The 20,272-nt window shown below is 39.7% G+C and carries 22 protein-coding genes; 17 read left to right on the top strand and 5 right to left on the bottom strand.

Annotated features, from left to right (window positions below; genetic code table 11):
* Positions 1-4 precede the first annotated feature (4 nt).
* From ezrA to N8M95_RS02920, 7 genes are all read left to right on the top strand, one after another.
* The gene (gene ezrA, locus N8M95_RS02950) at positions 5-1,732 is read left to right on the top strand and encodes a septation ring formation regulator EzrA (RefSeq protein WP_261116586.1); all 1,728 of its coding nucleotides are present in this window, start codon (positions 5-7) and stop codon (positions 1,730-1,732) included.
* 136 nt (positions 1,733-1,868) lie between these two features.
* Entirely contained in the window at positions 1,869-3,260 is a 1,392-nt protein-coding gene (gene pgdA / locus N8M95_RS02945) for a peptidoglycan-N-acetylglucosamine deacetylase PgdA (RefSeq protein WP_261116585.1), read from the top strand.
* Positions 3,261-3,336: 76 nt separating this feature from the next.
* Complete coding sequence (locus N8M95_RS02940) at positions 3,337-4,179, top strand: aldo/keto reductase (RefSeq protein WP_261116584.1); 843 nt, start codon at positions 3,337-3,339, stop codon at positions 4,177-4,179.
* Positions 4,180-4,447: 268 nt separating this feature from the next.
* Positions 4,448-4,819, top strand: a complete 372-nt coding sequence (locus N8M95_RS02935; RefSeq protein ID WP_084865263.1) for a GFA family protein — start codon at positions 4,448-4,450, stop codon at positions 4,817-4,819.
* A 35-nt stretch (positions 4,820-4,854) separates the two neighbouring features.
* Positions 4,855-5,772 (top strand): glycine--tRNA ligase subunit alpha, encoded by a 918-nt coding sequence (gene glyQ, locus N8M95_RS02930; RefSeq protein WP_261116583.1) that lies wholly within the window; start codon positions 4,855-4,857, stop codon positions 5,770-5,772.
* A gap of 211 nt (positions 5,773-5,983) precedes the next feature.
* Complete coding sequence (gene glyS, locus N8M95_RS02925; RefSeq protein WP_261116582.1) at positions 5,984-8,020, top strand: glycine--tRNA ligase subunit beta; 2,037 nt, start codon at positions 5,984-5,986, stop codon at positions 8,018-8,020.
* A 43-nt stretch (positions 8,021-8,063) separates the two neighbouring features.
* On the top strand, positions 8,064-8,321 hold the full coding sequence (locus N8M95_RS02920) for a DUF896 family protein (RefSeq protein WP_000371299.1): 258 nt from the start codon (positions 8,064-8,066) through the stop codon (positions 8,319-8,321).
* A 112-nt stretch (positions 8,322-8,433) separates the two neighbouring features.
* On the opposite strand, the gene N8M95_RS02915 is transcribed toward N8M95_RS02920, so the two are convergent.
* The 3 genes from N8M95_RS02915 to N8M95_RS02905 are packed head-to-tail and all read right to left on the bottom strand — an operon-like array spanning position 8,434 to position 11,285.
* The gene (locus tag N8M95_RS02915; protein ID WP_261116581.1) at positions 8,434-9,678 is read right to left on the bottom strand and encodes an NAD(P)H-dependent oxidoreductase; all 1,245 of its coding nucleotides are present in this window, start codon (positions 9,676-9,678) and stop codon (positions 8,434-8,436) included.
* Positions 9,679-9,696: 18 nt separating this feature from the next.
* Positions 9,697-10,302, bottom strand: a complete 606-nt coding sequence (locus tag N8M95_RS02910) for an NADPH-dependent FMN reductase (RefSeq protein WP_261116580.1) — start codon at positions 10,300-10,302, stop codon at positions 9,697-9,699.
* Positions 10,303-10,361: 59 nt separating this feature from the next.
* Positions 10,362-11,285 (bottom strand): FAD:protein FMN transferase, encoded by a 924-nt coding sequence (locus tag N8M95_RS02905; RefSeq protein ID WP_004256850.1) that lies wholly within the window; start codon positions 11,283-11,285, stop codon positions 10,362-10,364.
* A 308-nt stretch (positions 11,286-11,593) separates the two neighbouring features.
* On the opposite strand from N8M95_RS02905, the gene nox reads away from it, so the two are divergent.
* The 3 genes from nox (at position 11,594) to pdxT (ending at position 14,584) form a co-directional block, all read left to right on the top strand.
* Positions 11,594-12,973 (top strand): H2O-forming NADH oxidase, encoded by a 1,380-nt coding sequence (nox, locus tag N8M95_RS02900; protein WP_261116579.1) that lies wholly within the window; start codon positions 11,594-11,596, stop codon positions 12,971-12,973.
* 153 nt (positions 12,974-13,126) lie between these two features.
* A complete protein-coding gene (gene pdxS, locus N8M95_RS02895; protein WP_000138517.1) occupies positions 13,127-14,002 on the top strand; it encodes a pyridoxal 5'-phosphate synthase lyase subunit PdxS in 876 nt (291 codons plus the stop codon).
* Positions 14,003-14,584 (top strand): pyridoxal 5'-phosphate synthase glutaminase subunit PdxT, encoded by a 582-nt coding sequence (gene pdxT / locus N8M95_RS02890; RefSeq protein WP_261116578.1) that lies wholly within the window; start codon positions 14,003-14,005, stop codon positions 14,582-14,584.
* Between the two features lie 20 nt (positions 14,585-14,604).
* Here pdxT and trhA read toward each other — a convergent pair whose 3' ends face one another.
* Together trhA and N8M95_RS02880 are read right to left on the bottom strand one after the other, a co-directional pair.
* Complete coding sequence (trhA, locus tag N8M95_RS02885) at positions 14,605-15,252, bottom strand: PAQR family membrane homeostasis protein TrhA (RefSeq protein WP_001097996.1); 648 nt, start codon at positions 15,250-15,252, stop codon at positions 14,605-14,607.
* A complete protein-coding gene (locus N8M95_RS02880) occupies positions 15,249-15,695 on the bottom strand; it encodes a DUF1836 domain-containing protein (RefSeq protein WP_125453260.1) in 447 nt (148 codons plus the stop codon). Before N8M95_RS02880 ends, trhA begins: the two co-directional genes overlap by 4 nt.
* Positions 15,696-15,829: 134 nt before the next feature.
* Between N8M95_RS02880 and N8M95_RS02875 the strand changes: the two genes are divergently transcribed.
* From N8M95_RS02875 to trxB, 7 genes are all read left to right on the top strand, one after another.
* Positions 15,830-16,324 carry a GNAT family N-acetyltransferase gene (locus N8M95_RS02875; protein WP_261116577.1) on the top strand — a complete coding sequence of 165 codons (495 nt, stop codon included), beginning with the start codon at positions 15,830-15,832 and terminating at the stop codon, positions 16,322-16,324.
* Positions 16,324-16,842 carry a methylated-DNA--[protein]-cysteine S-methyltransferase gene (locus N8M95_RS02870; RefSeq protein ID WP_020901893.1) on the top strand — a complete coding sequence of 173 codons (519 nt, stop codon included), beginning with the start codon at positions 16,324-16,326 and terminating at the stop codon, positions 16,840-16,842. The genes N8M95_RS02875 and N8M95_RS02870 overlap by 1 nt, the downstream gene beginning before the upstream one ends.
* Positions 16,843-16,847: 5 nt before the next feature.
* On the top strand, positions 16,848-17,204 hold the full coding sequence (locus N8M95_RS02865) for an arsenate reductase family protein (protein ID WP_261116576.1): 357 nt from the start codon (positions 16,848-16,850) through the stop codon (positions 17,202-17,204).
* A 157-nt stretch (positions 17,205-17,361) separates the two neighbouring features.
* On the top strand, positions 17,362-18,162 hold the full coding sequence (locus N8M95_RS02860; RefSeq protein WP_001103445.1) for an amino acid ABC transporter permease: 801 nt from the start codon (positions 17,362-17,364) through the stop codon (positions 18,160-18,162).
* The gene (locus N8M95_RS02855; protein ID WP_000590982.1) at positions 18,162-18,905 is read left to right on the top strand and encodes an amino acid ABC transporter ATP-binding protein; all 744 of its coding nucleotides are present in this window, start codon (positions 18,162-18,164) and stop codon (positions 18,903-18,905) included. Before N8M95_RS02860 ends, N8M95_RS02855 begins: the two co-directional genes overlap by 1 nt.
* A 77-nt stretch (positions 18,906-18,982) precedes the next feature.
* Complete coding sequence (locus N8M95_RS02850) at positions 18,983-19,207, top strand: DUF4059 family protein (RefSeq protein WP_000926599.1); 225 nt, start codon at positions 18,983-18,985, stop codon at positions 19,205-19,207.
* A 65-nt stretch (positions 19,208-19,272) separates the two neighbouring features.
* Positions 19,273-20,184 (top strand): thioredoxin-disulfide reductase, encoded by a 912-nt coding sequence (gene trxB, locus N8M95_RS02845; RefSeq protein ID WP_261037060.1) that lies wholly within the window; start codon positions 19,273-19,275, stop codon positions 20,182-20,184.
* Positions 20,185-20,272: the final 88 nt, after the last annotated feature.

Genomic DNA, 20,272 nt, shown 5'->3' with positions numbered 1-20,272 from the left:
TAATATGTCTGGTAGTCTAGTAGTATATCTTATAATTGCAATTGCAATTATATTGCTGATTTCATATGCTATAGCAATTTATGTACGGAAACGCAATGAAAGTAAATTAGCAATTTTAGAAGAGAAAAAAGAAGAGCTGTACAATCTTCCAGTTAATGATGAAGTTGAAGCTGTAAAAAATATGCACTTGATTGGACAAAGTCAAGTGACTTTCCGTGAATGGAACCAAAAATGGGTTGACCTATCTCTTAACTCTTTTGCAGATATCGAAAATAATCTTTTTGAGGCAGAAGGCTATAACAACTCATTCCGTTTTTTCAAGGCCAGTCATCAAATAGACCAAATCGAGAGTCAAATTACCTTGATTGAAGAAGATATTGCGGCAATTCGCAATGCTTTGGCAGATTTGGAGAAACAAGAGTCTAAAAATAGTGGACGTGTTCTTCATACTTTGGACTTGTTTGAAGAGTTGCAACACCGAGTGGCTGATCATTCTGAAGAATATGGCCAAGGTTTATCTGAAATCGAAAAACAATTGGAAAATATCCAATCAGAGTTTTCTCAGTTTGTTACTTTGAACACTTCAGGTGACCCAGTAGAAGCTGCTGTGATTTTGGATAATGCTGAAAATCATATCTTGGCTTTGAGTCACATTGTTGACCGCCTGCCAGCGATTGTAAAAACATTATCTAAAGAGCTACCTGATCAATTGGAAGATTTGGAGGATGGTTACCGTAAGCTTTTAGATGCTAACTATCATTTTGCTGAAACGGATATTGAATCTCGCTTCCAATTGCTTTATGAAGCTTTGAAGAAAAACCACGAAAATATTGCACAATTAGAGTTGGATAATGCTGAGTATGAAAATACTCAAGTTCAAGAAGAAATCAATGCACTCTATGATATCTTTACACGAGAAATCGCTGCTCAAAAAGTAGTAGAAGGCTTAGTTGCAACACTTCCCACATATTTGAAACACATGAAAGATAGTAATGCTGTTTTAGTGGAAGATATTCAACGATTGAGTAACAATTACCTACTATCTGAAACGGATGTTAGTCATGTTCACAGATTACAAGCTGAGTTAGAATCTTTGGAAGAGTCAGTATTGGAATTAACTTCTGAACAGGAGGAACATTCTGAGCCGTATTCATTACTTGAAGAACGTTTAGAAAACTTACAAGCTACTTTGAAAGAAATTGAAGATGAACAAGTTGCGGTTAGTCAACGTCTTGCTCAGATTGAAAAAGATGATATCAATGCTCGCCAGAAGGCAAATGTTTATGTTAATCGTCTTCACACAATTAAGAGATATATGGAAAAACGCAATCTTCCAGGTATTCCTCAGAATTTCTTACAGTTGTTCTTTACAGCAAGTAACCATACTGAAGAGTTGATGGCTGAACTAGAAGAAGCTCGGGTCAATATTGAAGCTGTGAACCGTATGCTTGAAATTACAACAAATGATATGGACGCACTTGAAGAAGAAACCTATAATATTGTTCAATATGCAACATTGACAGAACAGTTGCTACAGTATTCGAACCGTTACCGCTCATTTGATGAACGAATTCAAGAAGCCTTTAATGAATCATTAGAAATTTTTGAAAAAGAATTTGATTATCATGCTTCATTTGATAAGATTTCGCAAGCTTTGGAAGTTGCAGAACCAGGTGTAACCAACCGTTTTGTTACTTCATACGAAAAAACACGTGAGACGATTCGTTTCTAACATAATAAAAGGCTCTATAATATTTGTAGTGGGTAAATCCCCCTATAGATATTATGGAGCCTATTTTTTTGTTCAAAACGAGTAATAGTACTTATTTCTCATTGAAATTATAGCCTGAATTTGATATGATATTTCTATGGATAAAAGTAGAGCAAATCGTGTTGAGCACGATAAAAAGAGAATCGGTTTAATAGCCCTAGTAGCTATCTTTTCAGTAAGTATTTGTGTCCTTGGTTCAATGATTGGATACAAAATATATACAAAGCAAAGTTTTGAACAAAGGATTGAATCTCTTAAAAAAGAGAAAGATGCTCAATTGAGTGAGGGAAATCAGAAAGATCATTTTCGTAAGGGACAAGCCGAAGTAATTGCCTATTATCCTCTCCAAGGGGAGCAAGTGATTTCATCTGTAAAAGAAATTATGATACAGGATATTAAGGAAAATCTGGAAGACAAGGAAAATCTGGTTTTTTATTATACGGAGAAACAGGATTCGACTTTAAAAGGGATTGTCAACCGAAGTGTGATGAAACAAGTCTATGATTTAACTTCGTCAAAAGTTGAAGAAACTGAAAAAACTAGTCTGGCAAAAGTACATTTGACAGAAGATGGTAAACCGTTTGCACTTGATCAATTATTTTCAGATCCTAGTAAAGCCAAAGAGCAGTTGTTAAAAGAAATCACCTCTTTCTTACAGGATAAGAAATTGGAGCAAGAAAAGATCGATCAGCTTGTTAAAGGCTTCTCTGACCAAGACTTGTCTGCATGGAATTTTGATTACAAGGATAGTCAGATTATCCTTTATCCAAGTCAGTCAGTGGAAAATCTAGATGAGATTGCCTTGCCAGTATCTAGTTTCTTTGAAGTTATTCAGTCCTCTTATCTATTAGATAAGGATGCAGAGCTATATAAGGCTTATTATGAAAAGAAAAATCGTAAAGTAGTAGCCTTGACTTTTGATGATGGACCAAATCCTGCAACGACAAATCAAGCCTTAGATACTCTCTCTAAGTATGGAATTAAAGCAACTTTCTTCGTTCTGGGTAAGAACGTTTCTGGAAATGAAGAGATTTTGAAACGCATGAAAGCAGATGGTCATGTCATTGGGAACCATAGTTGGAGCCATCCAGTTCTTTCAAAACTTTCACTTGACGAAGCTAAAAAACAAATTACTGATACTGAGGATGCGCTAACCAAAGTTCTGGGTTCTAGTTCCAAACTTATGCGTCCGCCTTATGGAGCCATTACAGACGACATTCGCAATAGCTTAGATTTGAGCTTTATTATGTGGGATGTAGATAGTCTGGATTGGAAGAGTAAAAATGAAACAGCTATCCTGACAGAGATTCAGCGTCAAGTTAAGAATGGTTCAATTATTCTTATGCATGATATCCATTCTGAAACAGTCAATGCTTTACCGAAGGTCATTGACTATTTGAAAGGTCAAGGTTATGACTTTGTAACCATACCAGATTTGTTAGACTCTCGTCTTAAAGCTCACCAACTCTATTATGACCGTGATCAATAATAAACAAAATCTAAAGAGAAAAGTTTTCCTTGAAAATTTGGCTCTTTGGATTTTCTTCTCATAGAAAGGAAAAATAATGAAATCTTATACTTTAAATAATGGTGTTACGATTCCAGTACTGGGATTTGGAACCTGGAAAGCTGAAAATGGAGAGATTGCCTATCAAGCTGTACTAGAGGCTTTAAAGGCTGGTTATCGTCATATCGATACGGCAGCTATTTATAAAAATGAAGAAAGCGTTGGTCGTGCCATTCAAGATAGTGGCGTTCCGCGTGAGGAAATTTTTGTAACCAGCAAACTCTGGAATACAAATCACAACTATGAGCAAGCTCGTCAGGCTTTTGAAGAGTCTTTAGAGAAGCTGGGCTTGGAATATTTGGATTTGTATTTGATTCATTGGCCAAATCCAAAACCTCTCAGAGAAAATAACCACTGGAAAATCCGAAATTCAGAAGTTTGGAGGGCTATGGAAGACCTCTATCAAGAAGGCAAAATCCGTGCCATTGGAGTTAGTAATTTCCTTCCCCATCATTTGAATGCCTTGCTTGAAACAGCAACTATCGTTCCAGCGGTTAATCAAGTTCGTTTGGCTCCAGGTGTCTATCAAGAGGAAGTCGTAGATTACTGTCGAGAAAAAGAAATTTTATTGGAAGCTTGGGGACCTTTTGGTCAAGGAGAGCTATTTGATAGCAAGCAAGTGCAAGAAATCGCGGCAAATCACGGAAAGTCTGTTGCTCAGATAGCCTTGGCATGGAGCTTGGCAGAAGGATTTTTACCGCTTCCGAAATCTGTTACAGCATCTCGTATTCAGGCTAATCTTGATTGTTTCGGAATTGAGCTGAATCATGAGGAACGTGAAACCTTAAAAACAATTGTTGTTCAGTCTGGTGCTCCACGAGTTGATGATATGGATTTCTAGAAAATCATAAAAAGAATTGTACATTGTTCTAATTTTTGATATAATAGTCTGCAGGAAAGAAAGTCTTATGGCGTTCTTCAAGCGAGCTTGGGATAGTGGGAGCCAAGTAGTGCAAAATAAGGAACTGGCGCTTTCTGTAGTATTTTCAAAAACAATGAAGTAATAAATTAGGGTGGAACCGCGTTTCTGACGCCCCTAGTCGCAAGGCTTGGGTGTTGAAATTCGGTTCTTTTTGAATTCGTCTAATGCCTAAGTAGAAAGGAGCATAATGCTTAAAGGATCTTGTTTATGTAAAGCAGTGACCTACACTCTAGATGAGGAATTATCGGAATTAGTTTTTTGTCATTGCTCATTTTGTAGGAAAGCAACTGCGTCTGCCTATACAGTTAATGCTAAAGTTAGCAGTGAAAAGCTAGTATTGCATGGAAAAGAAAAGCTTGTTTCCTATAGTTCTTCTCCAGGAAAACAGCGTTATTACTGCCAGAACTGTCATAGTCAAATTTTCACTGTTCAAGAAAATATACCAGAAGTCTGTGCTTTGAAATTAGGTACAATAGATGAATGCGATCAGAATTTACAAACTGTTCCCAAACGTCATATTTTTCAGGACCCAGCCTTTTCTTGGTTGCTTGAAAAATAAATCTAAGAAGATAATATAAATTAAAGGAGTAAACAATGTCTAAGAAATTAACATTTCAAGAAATTATTTTGACTTTGCAACAATTTTGGAATGACCAAGGTTGTATGCTTATGCAGGCTTATGATAATGAAAAAGGTGCGGGGACAATGAGTCCTTACACTTTCCTTCGTGCTATCGGACCTGAGCCATGGAATGCAGCGTATGTAGAGCCATCACGTCGTCCTGCTGACGGTCGTTACGGAGAAAATCCTAACCGTCTCTACCAACACCACCAATTCCAGGTTGTCATGAAGCCATCTCCATCAAACATCCAAGAACTTTATCTTAAGTCTTTGGAAAAATTGGGTATCAATCCTTTGGAACATGATATTCGTTTTGTTGAGGACAACTGGGAAAATCCATCAACTGGTTCAGCTGGTCTTGGTTGGGAAGTTTGGCTTGACGGTATGGAAATCACTCAGTTCACTTATTTCCAACAAGTTGGTGGATTGGCAACTGGCCCTGTGACTGCGGAAGTTACCTATGGTTTGGAGCGTTTGGCTTCTTACATCCAGGAAGTAGACTCTGTCTATGATATCGAGTGGGCTGATGGTGTAAAATACGGAGAAATCTTCATCCAGCCTGAGTACGAGCACTCAAAATATTCATTTGAAATTTCTGATCAAGAAATGTTGCTGGAAAACTTTGATAAGTTTGAAAAAGAAGCTGGTCGTGCCTTGGAAGAAGGTTTGGTTCACCCTGCCTATGACTATGTTCTCAAATGTTCACATACCTTTAACCTACTTGATGCGCGTGGTGCGGTATCTGTAACAGAGCGTGCAGGCTATATTGCTCGTATCCGTAACTTGGCCCGTGTCGTAGCCAAAACCTTTGTCGCAGAACGCAAACGTCTAGGCTACCCACTTTTAGATGAAGCAACACGAGCTAAACTCTTAGCAGAAGACGCAGAATAAAGAGAGTGACAAATTACGAAAATGGGCGAACAGAGTGAGCCCTGAGCCAGTTGCCGCAGTGATGAAGGTATCCTTAGTGAAGCTAAGGATACTAGGCAAAATTGGAGACTTTTGGCTCCAATTTTAGCAATGAAACAACGAAGTTGGTTGCTTGCGTGCCAATCACATAAGGCAAACTGGAAAATAAAAAGATACTTTTCGGAGAAAAAACATGACAAAAAACTTATTAGTAGAACTCGGTCTTGAAGAATTACCAGCCTATGTTGTCACACCAAGTGAAAAACAACTAGGCGAAAAAATGGCAGCCTTCCTCAAGGAGAACCGCCTGTCTTTTGAAGCTATTCAGACCTTCTCAACACCACGTCGTTTGGCTGTTCGTGTAACTGGTCTTACAGACAAACAGGCTGATTTGACAGAAGATTTTAAGGGGCCAGCAAAGAAAATTGCCTTGGATAGTGATGGAAACTTCACAAAAGCAGCTCAAGGATTTGTCCGTGGAAAAGGATTGACTGTTGAAGATATTGAATTCCGTGAAATCAAGGGTGAAGAATATGTCTATGTTACCAAGGAAGAAATTGGTCAAGCAGTTGAAGCCATTGTTCCTGGTGTTGTAGATGTCTTGAAGTCCTTGACTTTCCCTGTCAGCATGCACTGGGCTAACAACACCTTTGAATACATCCGCCCTGTTCACACTTTAACTGTTCTTTTAGATGAAGAAGAGTTTGATTTGGATTTCCTTGATATCAAGGGAGATCGTGTCAGCCGTGGTCATCGTTTCTTGGGGAAAGAAACCAAAATTCAGTCAGCATTGAGCTACGAAGAAGACCTTCGTAAGCAGTTTGTAATCGCGGATCCTCGTGAACGTGAGCAAATGATTGTTGATCAAATCAAGGCAATCGAAGCTGAGCATGGTGTACGTATCGAAATTGATGCGGACTTGCTTAATGAAGTCTTGAACTTGGTTGAATACCCAACTGCCTTTATGGGAAGTTTTGATGCCAAATATCTTGAAGTTCCAGAAGAAGTTTTGGTGACTTCAATGAAAGAACACCAACGTTACTTTGTTGTTCGTGATCAAGACGGTAAACTATTGCCAAACTTCATTTCTGTTCGTAACGGAAACGCAGAGTATTTGGAAAATGTCATTAAAGGAAATGAAAAAGTCTTAGTAGCTCGCTTAGAAGACGGTGAATTCTTCTGGCGTGAAGACCAAAAATTGGTGATTTCAGATCTTGTTGAAAAATTAAACAATGTCACCTTCCATGAGAAGATTGGTTCCCTTCGTGAACACATGATTCGTACGGGGCAGATTGCTATTCTCTTGGCAGAAAAAGCTGGTTTGTCAGCGGATGAAACGATTGACTTAGCTCGTGCAGCAGCCATTTACAAGTTTGACTTGTTGACAGGTATGGTTGGTGAGTTTGACGAGCTCCAAGGAATTATGGGTGAAAAATATGCCCTTCTTGCTGGGGAAACTCCAGCGGTAGCAGCTGCTATTCGTGAACACTACATGCCTACATCAGCCGAAGGAGAACTTCCAGAGAGCAAGGTTGGAGCCATTCTAGCCATTGCAGACAAATTGGATACGATTTTGAGTTTCTTCTCAGTAGGATTGATTCCATCAGGTTCTAATGACCCTTATGCCCTACGCCGTGCAACTCAAGGTGTGGTTCGTATCTTGGATGCCTTTGGTTGGCACATTGCTATGGATGAGCTGATTGATAGCCTTTATAATCTAACATTTGACAGCTTGACTTATGAAAATAAAGCAGAAGTTATGGACTTTATCAAGGCTCGTGTTGATAAGATGATGGGGTATACTCCAAAAGATATCAAGGAAGCTGTTCTTGCAGGATCAAACTTTGTCGTGGCAGATATGTTGGAAGCAGCAAGTGCTCTCGTAGAAGCAAGTAAGGAAGAAGGCTTCAAACCTTCTGTTGAATCACTTTCTCGTGCCTTTAACTTGGCTGAGAAGGCAGAAGGAGTTGCTACAGTTGATTCAGCACTTTTTGAAAATGACCAAGAAAAAGCTTTGGCGGAAGCAGTAGAATCACTTATTTTATCAGGATCTGCAAGTCAGCAATTGAAACAACTCTTTGCGCTTAGCCCAGTTATTGATGCATTCTTTGAGAATACCATGGTTATGGCTGAAAATGAAGCAGTCCGTCAAAATCGTTTGGCAATCTTGTCTCATTTAACTCAAAAAGCAGCTAAACTTGCACGTTTTAACCAAATCAATACCAAATAAAAATCTGTTAAACGGATTAAATCTTATCATAAAGGAGAGAAACATGGATCCTAAAAAAATTGATCGTATTAACGAGCTTGCCAAAAAGAAAAAAACAGAAGGCTTGACCCCAGAAGAAAAAGTAGAACAAGCCAAACTACGTGAGGAGTACATCGAAGGTTATCGTCGCACTGTTCGTCACCACATCGAAGGGATCAAAATTGTGGACGAAGAAGGAAATGATGTTACACCAGAGAAACTACGTCAAGTCCAACGTGAAAAAGGATTACATGGTCGTAGTCTCGATGACCCAAATTCATAATAAATATTCTTTCTTTTAATAAGGATAGATAAAATAATAACCAAAAGACTAGCAGTTTTTGTCTGCTAGTCTTTTGTCACTTAAAAAGGAACCAAAATGGTTCCTAAAAGTATTAGTTACTTGCGCCAGATGTAGCGTCTGCGCCACCTCCGTGACCTCCAGCATCACCTGCATCAGAAGCTCCAGATGTAGCATCTGCATCGCCGTGACCATGTCCGCCAGCAGGAGCTGCAACATTTCCACCGACTAGACGTTGACCAGTCGTATTGAGGTACCAGTCAAGCCATGGTTGGAAATTAAAGATAATCTCATTAATTCCAGCATATGAACCATCTGGGTAATACATTGATTGGTAATTATGGGTATTAATAACGCCTTCTGGTGTTCCTGGTACAATTGTACGGACATATTCTTGATCTCCGTTACGCAATACACCGACAACCCATTCAACGTTTTTCATTCTAGAATCTGGCAATGTACCGTGTACTGTTCCTAATCTATTTCCTGATTGAGCACGGACACGTTTACCAAACATTGTATCTGGGTCTTGGTGTGCGTTATTAAAGTACAAGAATTGATTATTATCATCTGCAAATGTCAATTCAAATGGCATTGCTTTCAAGAACATATCAATTTGGTTAACTGTCAAGATACCGTGGTCTAATTTAACGTAAGTATCTCCAGAAACAGCTCCAACAAGTTCAGCAGCTTTTTCTACCCATTCAGGATCATCTGGATCAACACCTTGGATAGTAGTTGCAATTGAATTTGTACAATATAAATCTTCTGGCTCAATTGGTTTTGGTTTTTTCAATTTTGAAACGACTCCCACATATTTTACAAAGTTGTCCAAGCATGTTTCAAGGAAATTAACAGTTCCTTCATTCGTGATATTTCCATTAACATCAAAAGCTTCTTTAGCTTTACCAAGAAGGAATTCATTTCCTGGAAGAGTGTAGGCATTGACACCTGGAGCGTCAAGAATCTTACGAAGGTGAACTTGGGCACGAGAAGTACCTTGGTCGTAGTAAGAAGCTCCCACAATCATGACTGGCTTGTTTTCAAATGGATGAACCTCGTATGAAAGCCATTCAAGAACTGATTTAAGAGAAGCTGAGATTGTGTGGTTGTGCTCAGGAGTAGCAATAATGACACCATCAGCACGCGTAATTCTGTTATACAAGAGACGCAATTGGAAGCTTTCGTCCCATTTTTCGTCTTGGTTAAACATTGGAACTTCATCAATTTCGAGAACTTCTAATTCAAATTTGAGTTTGAAGTGACGACGGATGAATTCCAAGAGTTTACGGTTATATGATTGATCGTAGTTTGATCCTACAAGTCCAACAAATTTCATTCTTTTTGGTCTCCTATCTTACAAATTTTCCCAGTCAAAGTCTTCAGCATCTTTGCGAAGTAGGGCTTGTGCGTTGCGCAATTTTTCTGTAATTTTTACAAAGATACGGAAGTCGTCAAAAGTGGCATCCAGTTTTTTGATAACATCAAGATCTACTAGGTCTCCACTTGGGGTGAAGGCTTGAAGAGAATGTGAAAGCAAGAATTCATCTGGAAGGACACTTGCTTTGATTTCTGGGGCATTCAAGATTTGGCGAAGTTGTAATTGGGCACGTGATGAACCAAGCGTACCATATGAAGCACCTGTAATCATGATTGGTTTGTTCAAAAGTGGATAGATACCATAAGACAACCAAGCAAGAGCGCTCATCAAAACAGCTGGGATAGAGTGGTCATACTCAGGAGTACCAATAATAACGCCATCTGCCTCTTCAATTTTAGCAGCAATTTCTAGAATTTCAGCAGGTACTTGCTTGTCAGCTGGTTTGTTGAAGACAGGAATGTCTTTAATTTCAACAAGTTCAACTTCAGCTTTTTCAGCAAAGTGTTTTTGCATGTATTGAAGCAATTGGCGGTTTGTAGAACGTTTTGAATTTGTTCCAACAATAGCAATAAGTTTTAACATGAGATTTCCTTTCTCTTTTTACATAATACAATTTTAAAACTCCATTGAAACATTTGTTTCTATAGAGTAGGAATTCCTGAAGAACAGCTTAGGTGACCTTCCTTATCGATGAGGATAGCTTCGATGCCCTCCAAACTTTCGACTTGCCAGAGGATAGAAGCAGGTCTTTCTCCAAATAGACGAGTTGTCCAGATTTCACCATCAACTGATTTATCAGAGATGATTGTTAGACTCGCTAGTTCCGTTTCAACAGGATAACCTGTTTGGCTGTCAAAAATATGATGGTAATCTTTTCCATCGACAGTCAGGTGACGTTCATAAATGCCTGAAGTCACGACAGATTTATTGACAACAGGGATGGTCATTAAGTGATTTCCCCTCGGATTGGCTGGGTCTTGAATCCCAATTTGCCAAGGCTGATCCCCTCTTGCCTGATTTTTTCCAATAGTCAGGATATTCCCTCCCAGATTGATCAAGGCAGATGTCACTCCCTCTTTTCTCAGAAATTGAGCAACTTTATCCGCACTATAACCCTTGGCTAAACAACCTAGGTCTATCTTCATTCCTTTCTGTTTTAGAAACACAGTAGAAGTAGAAGAATCTAACTCGATATAATGAGGATTGATTAAAGGGAGAATTGATTCGATTTCTTGAGGCTGGGCAACTTTGGCATCTGAAAAACCGATACGCCAGGTTTGAATTAAGGGACCAATGCTAATGTTGAGATGGCTAGAGGGCGCTAGGCTATGCTCTAATCCAAGTGAAATCAGTTCGAACAGGTCTGGATGAACCTTGACGGGGGCTATTCCAGCTTGATGATTGATTTCCATCAACTCAGATTCTTGGCTATTGGCATTGAAGCGGTATTCGAGCTCTCTGAGTAAATCAAAGGATTTCTGGATCAAGCTATCGGCTCGCTCATCTACTAATGAAATAGTGATAGTAGTCCCCATTAGCCGTTCGGAATGTGAACTAAGAGGCAAGCTACCAACTCCTTTCTTTTATGAAAAGAAGGCTGAAATATAGTAAATTTATATTAAATTTAACCCCTTACATTTTCTTTTCATGATACTAGCATACCATAAAGTCAGCGTTTTCACAAATAAAATTTGTAAACTTGTCAAGAAATATGCTCAGAAAATAAAGAGTAATTGTAAGAAAGACTGATAAAATACAGATTATTTACATTTTTTTACAAAAAAAACGGGAAAATTAGCTAAACTCTTGTAAACGCTAACAGTAAATGTTATACTAGAAAGGTAAATTTAAAATTGAAGGTAGGAATTTTTCTATGAGTAAAATCGTTGTAGTTGGTGCTAACCACGCTGGTACAGCATGTATTAATACTATGTTGGATAATTTTGGAAATGAGAACGAAATCGTTGTATTTGACCAGAACTCTAACATCTCTTTCCTAGGTTGCGGAATGGCCCTTTGGATTGGAGAACAAATCGACGGTGCTGAAGGCTTGTTCTATTCTGATAAAGAAAAATTGGAAGCTAAAGGTGCTAAAGTTTACATGAACTCACCTGTTCTTTCAATTGACTATGATAACAAAGTAGTTACAGCAGAAGTTGAAGGAAAAGAGCACAAAGAATCATACGAGAAATTGATTTTCGCTACAGGTTCTACACCAATCTTACCACCAATCGAAGGTGTTGAAATTGTCAAAGGAAACCGCGAATTTAAAGCAACTCTTGAAAATGTACAATTCGTTAAATTGTACCAAAACGCTGAAGAAGTGATTCACAAATTGGCTGACAAGAGCCAACACCTTGACCGTATTGCCGTTGTTGGTGGTGGTTACATCGGTGTTGAACTTGCTGAAGCCTTTGAGCGTCTTGGAAAAGAAGTTATCCTTGTTGATATCGTTGATACTGTCTTGAACGGTTACTATGACAAGGACTTCACTCAAATGATGGCGAAGAACTTGGAAGACCACAACATCCGCTTAGCTCTTGGTCAAACTGTTAAAGCAATCGAAGGTGACGGAAAAGTTGAACGCTTGATTACTGATAAAGAAACTTTCGATGTGGATATGGTTGTTCTTGCGGTTGGTTTCCGTCCAAACACAGCCCTTGCTGATGGTAAGATTGAACTCTTCCGCAACGGTGCTTTCCTTGTAGATAAGAAACAAGAAACATCAATTCCGGGTGTTTATGCAGTAGGTGACTGTGCAACTGTTTATGACAATGCTCGTAAAGACACAAGCTACATTGCTCTTGCTTCAAACGCTGTTCGTACTGGTATCGTTGGTGCTTACAACGCTTGTGGACATGAATTGGAAGGAATTGGTGTGCAAGGATCAAACGGTATCTCTATCTACGGTCTTCATATGGTTTCAACTGGTTTGACTCTTGAAAAAGCTAAAGCTGCTGGTTACAATGCAACTGAAACAGGCTTTAACGATCTTCAAAAACCAGAATTCATGAAACATGATAACCATGAAGTAGCCATCAAGATTGTCTTTGACAAAGATAGCCGTGAAATTCTTGGTGCACAAATGGTTTCACGCGATTCTGCAATCAGCATGGGAATCCACATGTTCTCACTTGCTATCCAAGAACATGTGACAATTGATAAATTGGCATTGACAGACCTATTCTTCTTGCCACACTTCAACAAACCATATAACTACATCACAATGGCTGCCCTTACAGCTGAAAAATAAAATTTGATGAACTATCTGGCCTTAAGCTAAGGTCAGATAGTTTTTTTAGCCAATCTGTACCCACACAATTACGTTTTTTTTATCTTGTACTTCATTTTAATCTAACTTAAAATGAAATGGTAGCTACCAATATAAATAATGAGGATAAAATAAATGACTGAAAATCGTTATGAACTAAATAAAAATTTGGCACAGATGCTCAAAGGTGGGGTTATCATGGACGTTCAGAATCCTGAACAGGCCCGCATTGCAGAAGCTGCTGGTGCGGCTGCTGTTATGGCCTTGGAGCGGATTCCAGCTGATATCCGTGCAGCTGGTGGTGTTTCCCGTATGAGTGATCCAAAGATGATTAAGGAAATCCAAGAAGCGGTTAGTATTCCAGTAATGGCCAAGGTCAGAATCGGGCATTTTGTTGAGGCACAGATTTTAGAGGCTATTGAGATTGACTATATTGATGAGAGCGAAGTTTTATCTCCAGCTGACGACCGTTTCCATGTGGATAAGAAAGAATTCCAAGTTCCTTTTGTCTGTGGGGCTAAGGATTTGGGTGAAGCCTTGCGTCGTATCGCTGAAGGTGCTTCTATGATTCGTACCAAAGGAGAACCAGGGACAGGAGACATTGTTCAAGCTGTTCGTCATATGCGTATGATGAATCAGGAAATTCGCCGTATTCAAAACTTACGAGAGGACGAACTTTATGTTGCTGCTAAGGACTTGCAAGTACCTGTAGAATTGGTTCAATACGTCCATGAACATGGAAAATTGCCTGTTGTAAACTTTGCTGCTGGAGGCGTTGCAACGCCAGCAGATGCTGCGCTGATGATGCAATTAGGGGCAGAGGGTGTCTTTGTCGGTTCAGGTATTTTTAAGTCAGGAGATCCTGTTAAACGAGCGAGTGCCATTGTCAAAGCGGTAACTAATTTCCGAAATCCTCAAATTTTAGCTCAAATCTCTGAAGATTTAGGAGAAGCCATGGTTGGTATCAATGAAAATGAGATCCAAATCCTCATGGCTGAGCGAGGAAAATAGATGAAAATCGGAATATTGGCCTTGCAAGGGGCCTTTGCAGAACATGCAAAAGTGCTAGAGAAATTAGGTATCGAGAGTGTTGAAATCAGAAATTTAGAGGATTTTCAGCAAAATCAGAGTGACTTGGCGGGTTTGATACTACCTGGTGGGGAATCTACAACCATGGGCAAGCTCTTACGTGAGCAGGACATGCTGATTCCCATTCGAGAAGCAATTCTATCTGGCTTACCGGTGTTTGGGACCTGTGCGGGTTTAATTTTGCTGGCTAAGGAAATTACTTCTCAGGACGAGAGTCATCTAGGAACTATGGATATGGTAGTCGAGCGCAATGCCTATGGGCGCCAACTAGGAAGTTTCTACACGGAAGCAGAATGTAAGGGAGTCGGTCAGATTCCAATGACCTTTATTCGTGGTCCAATTATCACTAGTGTTGGAGAGGGTGTAGAAATTCTAGCAACAGTTGATAATCAAATCGTTGCAGCCCAAGAAAAAAATATGTTGGTAACTTCTTTTCATCCAGAATTGACTGATGATGTGCGCTTGCACCAGTACTTTATCAATATGTGTAAAGAAAAAAGTTGAGATTGAATTTCTCAACTTTTTTACATGTAATAAACAATGGCAATGTATTGGAGGGCAGACGCAGCTAGGATAAAAAGATGCCAAATCATGTGGAAATAAGGTTTCTTCTTGGCGTAAAATCCAGCTCCAACTGTATAACATAGTCCGCCAGTTACCATGAGACTCCAGAAAATTGGTGTCGTTTGACTGATAATGGCAGGAATGATAGCTAGAACCAACCAGCCCATAATCAGGTAAAGAGCAAGGCTAAATTTCTCATTGACTTTTTTAGCAAAGATTTTATAGAGAATACCAAAGATGGTCGTTCCCCATTGGATGGCAATAATCAGATAGCCAAACCAGTTATTCATTAAGGTCAAGACGACGGGCGTGTATGAGCCAGCAATGGCAACATAAATCATAGAATGGTCGATGATTCGCAAAACATATTTATGGGTCGAACCATAGGCCATAGAGTGGTAAATGGTGGATGATAGAAACATGAGAAAGAGACTAATAACGAAAATGGAAACGCCGATAGATGATAAAAATCCGTGTGCCTCATAACTATAGGTGGATGAAATGGGGAGTAAGATGAGCATGATGACTGCACCTACAGCATGGGTCACACTATTAGCAATCTCCTCTCCAAAACTGAGTTGTTTGCTGAGTTTAAGACTAGTGTTCATTGGATTACCTCCTCTTGAGTATGATGGATTAAGGCTAGAGTTTGATGATAGAGTTTAACGGTTTGGCAGCTGGTTTGGATAATGGGGTTAGCTGGATCAATTCCTTGGTTCATGTAGTTTACAAAAGCATCGTAGAGTTGGTCTGAACTTGCTTGAGTTTGTAGAGTATTAAGTGTCTGTGCTATTTCTTGAATAGAGAATACAGATTTGAGGGTTGTGATAGCAATCAAACGGGCAATCTGTTGGCGTTGGTATTTTTTCTTATCAGGTTTTGTCAGGTAACCATGTTTGACATAGTTATTGACCATGGATGCTGTTAATCCCTTGTCTTTATCTGGAGAGACAGGGGCGCAGACCTGATTGACATAGAGCAAAACCTGGTCCAGATAGAGGTCAATATTTGGGATTTCTGCCCATTTGGGGTAGGAAAAGGTAGTTTTCATTTTCAACTCCTTTTTATCTAGTTTTAATAACTAGATTATAAAATAATAAAAAAAGAAAGTCAAGTTTTAACTGCTTGTAGAAAGACTTAAATTATGCTATGATGGGAGAAACTAGTCAGAAATGAGGAGAAAAGATGGAGATTCGTTTAGCTTTTCCAAACGAAGTAGATGCCATCATGCAGGTGATGGAAGATGCTAAAAAATGTTTAGCAGATGCTGGTAGTGACCAGTGGCAAAATGGCTATCCAAATGCTGATATTATTATTGAAGATATTATCTCGGGTCAAGCCTACGTAGCCTTGGAAGAGGGAGAACTACTAGCTTATGCAGCTGTGACCAAGAGTCCAGAGGCAGTCTATGAAGCCATTTATGAAGGAAAATGGCAAGCTGGAGAGTCAGAGTACATAGTCTTTCACCGTATTGCTGTGGCAGCAGATGTCCAGGGACAAGGAGTTGCTCAAACCTTCTTAGAGGGCTTGATTGAAGGTTTTGACTATCTTGATTTTCGCTCAGATACGCATGCTGAAAACAAAGCTATGCAACATATTTTTGAAAAGCTTGGTTTTAAACAGGTTGGTAAGGTTCCAGTTGATGGCGAACGCTTGGCCTATCAAAAATTGAAGAAATAATGCAAAAGAAGTACGTAAAAATGCTCTACTTTTCGCCAATAGGAACCTTGTCTTTGGTTGCTGACGAGCAATATCTGTATGGCATTTGGGTGCAGGAGCAGAAGCATTTTGAGAGGGGACTAGGAGATGAGACGATAGAAGCAGTTGTTAGTCATCCCATTTTAGACCCAGTTATTACTTGCTTAGATGCTTACTTTAAAGGTAAGTCTCAGGATTTATCCAACTTGCCCTTGGCTCCAATCGGAACGGATTTTGAAAAGCGAGTTTGGTCCTATTTACAGAGAATTCCTTATGGTCAGACAGTGACCTATGGACAAATAGCCCAAGATCTGCAAGTGGCTTCTGCTCAAGCAATTGGCGGAGCGGTAGGACGCAATCCTTGGTCTATCCTAGTACCTTGTCATCGTGTGCTGGGAGCATGCAAGCGTCTGACAGGTTATGCTGCAGGAGTGGAAAAGAAAGCTTGGCTCTTGGAGCATGAAGACGCAGATTTTAAAGATATAAACAATAGAAAGTGAAACACATGTTAGAATTTATCGAATACCCAAAATGTTCAACTTGTAAAAAAGCAAAACAAGAATTAAACCAACTCGGTGTAGACTATAAAGCTGTTCACATCGTGGAAGAAACACCTGGTCAAGAAGTCGTTTTAAACTGGCTAGAGACCTCAGGTTTCGAGTTGAAGCAATTTTTCAACACCAGTGGAATCAAATACCGTGAATTGGGGCTGAAAGATAAGGTAGGAAGTTTATCAAATCAAGAAGCAGCTCAGTTGCTAGCAAGCGACGGTATGTTATTAAAACGACCGATTTTAGTAGAAAATGGAACTGTTAAGCAAATCGGTTATCGAAAAGCTTATGAAGAATTGGGATTGAAATAGTTTTTATCTATCTCTTTGATAGATAAAATATATAACCTCCCTGTTTCAAAGTATGATAAACTAGTAGGTAGACAAAGTCTGTATCTGACCGTAGCAAATAATTTCATTGCCGGCAGAAGTATGGTAGAATGAATCATTATCAGGAGAGGATGTTTTTATGAATGTTACAACGATTTTAGCATCAGATTGGTACCAAAACTTGATGCAATTGATTCCGGATGGCAAGCTGTTTAGCTTGCGTTCGGTCTTTGATGGAATCCCGAGAATTGTCCAACAACTTCCAATAACGATTATGTTGACCATTGGTGGTGCTCTTTTTGGCTTGGTTTTGGCGCTTCTTTTTGCCATTGTGAAGATCAATCGTGTCAAAATTTTATACCCCTTGCAGGCCTTCTTTGTTAGCTTCTTAAAAGGGACACCGATTTTGGTGCAACTCATGTTGACCTACTACGGAATTCCTTTGGCTTTGAAAGCTCTCAATCAGCAATGGGGAACTGGTTTCAATATCAATGCGATTCCAGCCGCTGCTTTTGCAATTGTCGCCTTTGCCTTTAATGAAGCAGCTTATGCTAGTGAAACCATTCGTGCAGCCATTCTCTCAGTCAATCCTGGTGAGATTGAGGCGGCACGCAGTCTGGGGATGACCCGAGCGCAAGTTTATCGTCGCGTGATTATTCCAAATGCGGCCGTTGTGGCGACTCCAACCTTAATCAATTCCCTAATCGGCTTGACCAAAGGAACTTCTCTAGCCTTTAGTGCGGGTGTTGTGGAAGTCTTTGCCCAAGCTCAGATTTTGGGTGGAGCTGATTACCGCTACTTTGAACGCTTTATCTCCGTTGCCCTTGTTTATTGGGTAGTCAATATCGGAATTGAAAGCCTTGGTCGTTTCATCGAGAGAAAAATGGCTATTTCTGCACCCGATACAGTGCAAACAGATGTGAAAGGAGACCTTCGTTAATGATTAAGATTTCGAATTTAAGCAAATCCTTTTCAGGACAGACTGTCTTGGATCATCTGAACTTGGATATTCAAAAAGGGGAAGTTGTAGCCTTGATTGGTTCTTCAGGAGCTGGAAAATCAACCTTCCTTCGTAGTCTCAATTATCTTGAAACACCTGACAGTGGCTCTATTCAGATTGATGATTTCTCAGTTGATTTTTCTAAAATCACTCAAGAAGAAATCCTTGCCCTACGCCGTAAGTTGTCTATGGTTTTCCAACAGTTTAATTTGTTTGAACGCCGAACAGCACTTGATAATGTGAAAGAAGGCTTGGTTGTGGTCAAGAAATTATCTGACCAAGAAGCGACTAAGATTGCCAAGGAAGAGTTGGCTAAGGTTGGGCTTTCTGACCGTGAAAACCATTACCCTCGCCATTTATCAGGTGGACAGAAGCAACGGGTTGCCTTAGCGCGTGCGCTTGCTATGAAACCAGATGTCTTGCTCTTAGACGAACCAACTTCAGCCCTTGACCCAGAATTGGTTGGTGAAGTAGAAAAATCTATTGCAGATGCTGCTAAGTCAGGTCAAACCATGATTTTGGTTAGTCATGACATGTCCTTTGTAGCCCAAGTGGCTGATAAGATTCTCTTCCTAGATAAGGGGAAAATCATTGAGTCTGGAACACCGGATGAGATTATCCACCATCCTAAAGAAGAGCGAACAAAAGAATTCTTCGCTAGTTACAAACGGACTTATATTTGATATAATAGATAAAGGAAAACTCAGTTAGCTGGACTAGCTGAGTTTACTCTTTAAAAAAGATAGAAATGAGAGAAATCATGCTACTGCAACTATTTTCTTTATATTTCGAGAGTTTAATCTTGACTACCATCCTCGTCCTGATTTTTTTAGGGATTTGGATTGGACTGAGAGCCATGTCGGGAGTTGATAAGACAGCTAAGGCTCGCCAAGCCCATCTCTATGATATGATTATGATTGGGGTCTTGGTTGTTCCAGTATTATCCTTTGCGGTTATGAGTTTAATTCTTGTTTTCAAGGCATAATCCTTGCTTGATTGACAAGAAAGAGTTAGAATAAAGGTAGTTACAACAGGAAAGAAGGAATCTATATGTACGATACTATTATTATCGGTGCTGGACCTGCAGGGATGACTGCGGCCTTGTATGCTGCTCGAAGCAATCTAAAAGTAGCCTTGCTTGAAGGTGGTCTGCCAGGTGGTCAGATGAATAATACCTCTGATATCGAAAATTACCCAGGATATGCTAATATTAGTGGACCAGAATTGGCTGAAAAGATGTTTGAACCACTTGAAAATCTTGGTGTTGAGCACATTTATGGTTATGTTGAAAATGTCGAAGACCATGGTGATTTTAAGAAAGTGATTACTGATGACCAAACGTATGAAACACGTACAGTTATCGTAGCGACTGGCTCTAAACACCGTCCTTTGGGAGTACCTGGAGAAGAAGAACTGAACAGTCGTGGTGTTTCTTACTGTGCTGTGTGTGATGGTGCTTTCTTCCGTGACCAAGATTTGTTGGTAGTCGGTGGTGGAGATTCAGCTGTTGAAGAAGCCCTCTTCTTGACTCGTTTTGCTAAGACTGTTACCATTGTTCACCGTCGTGATCAACTTCGCGCCCAAAAAGTTTTACAAGACCGCGCCTTTGCGAATGAGAAAATCAGCTTTATCTGGGATTCTGTAGTCAAGGAAATCAAGGGTGAAAACAGAGTAGAATCTGTCGTATTTGAAAATGTGAAAACAGGTCAAGTGACAGAACAAGCCTTCGGTGGCGTCTTTATCTATGTTGGCTTGGACCCTCTTAGCGATTTTGTTAAAGAATTGAATATCCAAGATAAGGCAGGTTGGATTGTGACAGATAACCACATGAAAACTGCAGTTGATGGTATCTTTGCCGTTGGAGATGTTCGCTTGAAAGACCTTCGCCAAGTAACAACAGCAGTTGGAGATGGAGCTATCGCTGGTCAAGAAGCCTATAAATTTATCACAGAACATAGTTAATACACTTCGAAAATCTCTTCAAACCACCTCAGCTTCGCTTTGCCGTAGGTATGGGTACTGACTTCGTCAGTTCTATCCACAACCTCAA

The sequence above is a fragment of the Streptococcus mitis genome, from assembly GCF_946190325.1.
In the GTDB taxonomy this organism is placed as follows: Bacteria; Bacillota; Bacilli; order Lactobacillales; family Streptococcaceae; genus Streptococcus; species Streptococcus mitis_CF.
The sequence above is the reverse complement of the archived record's forward strand: the minus strand, read 5'-3'. Positions and strand labels throughout refer to the sequence as shown.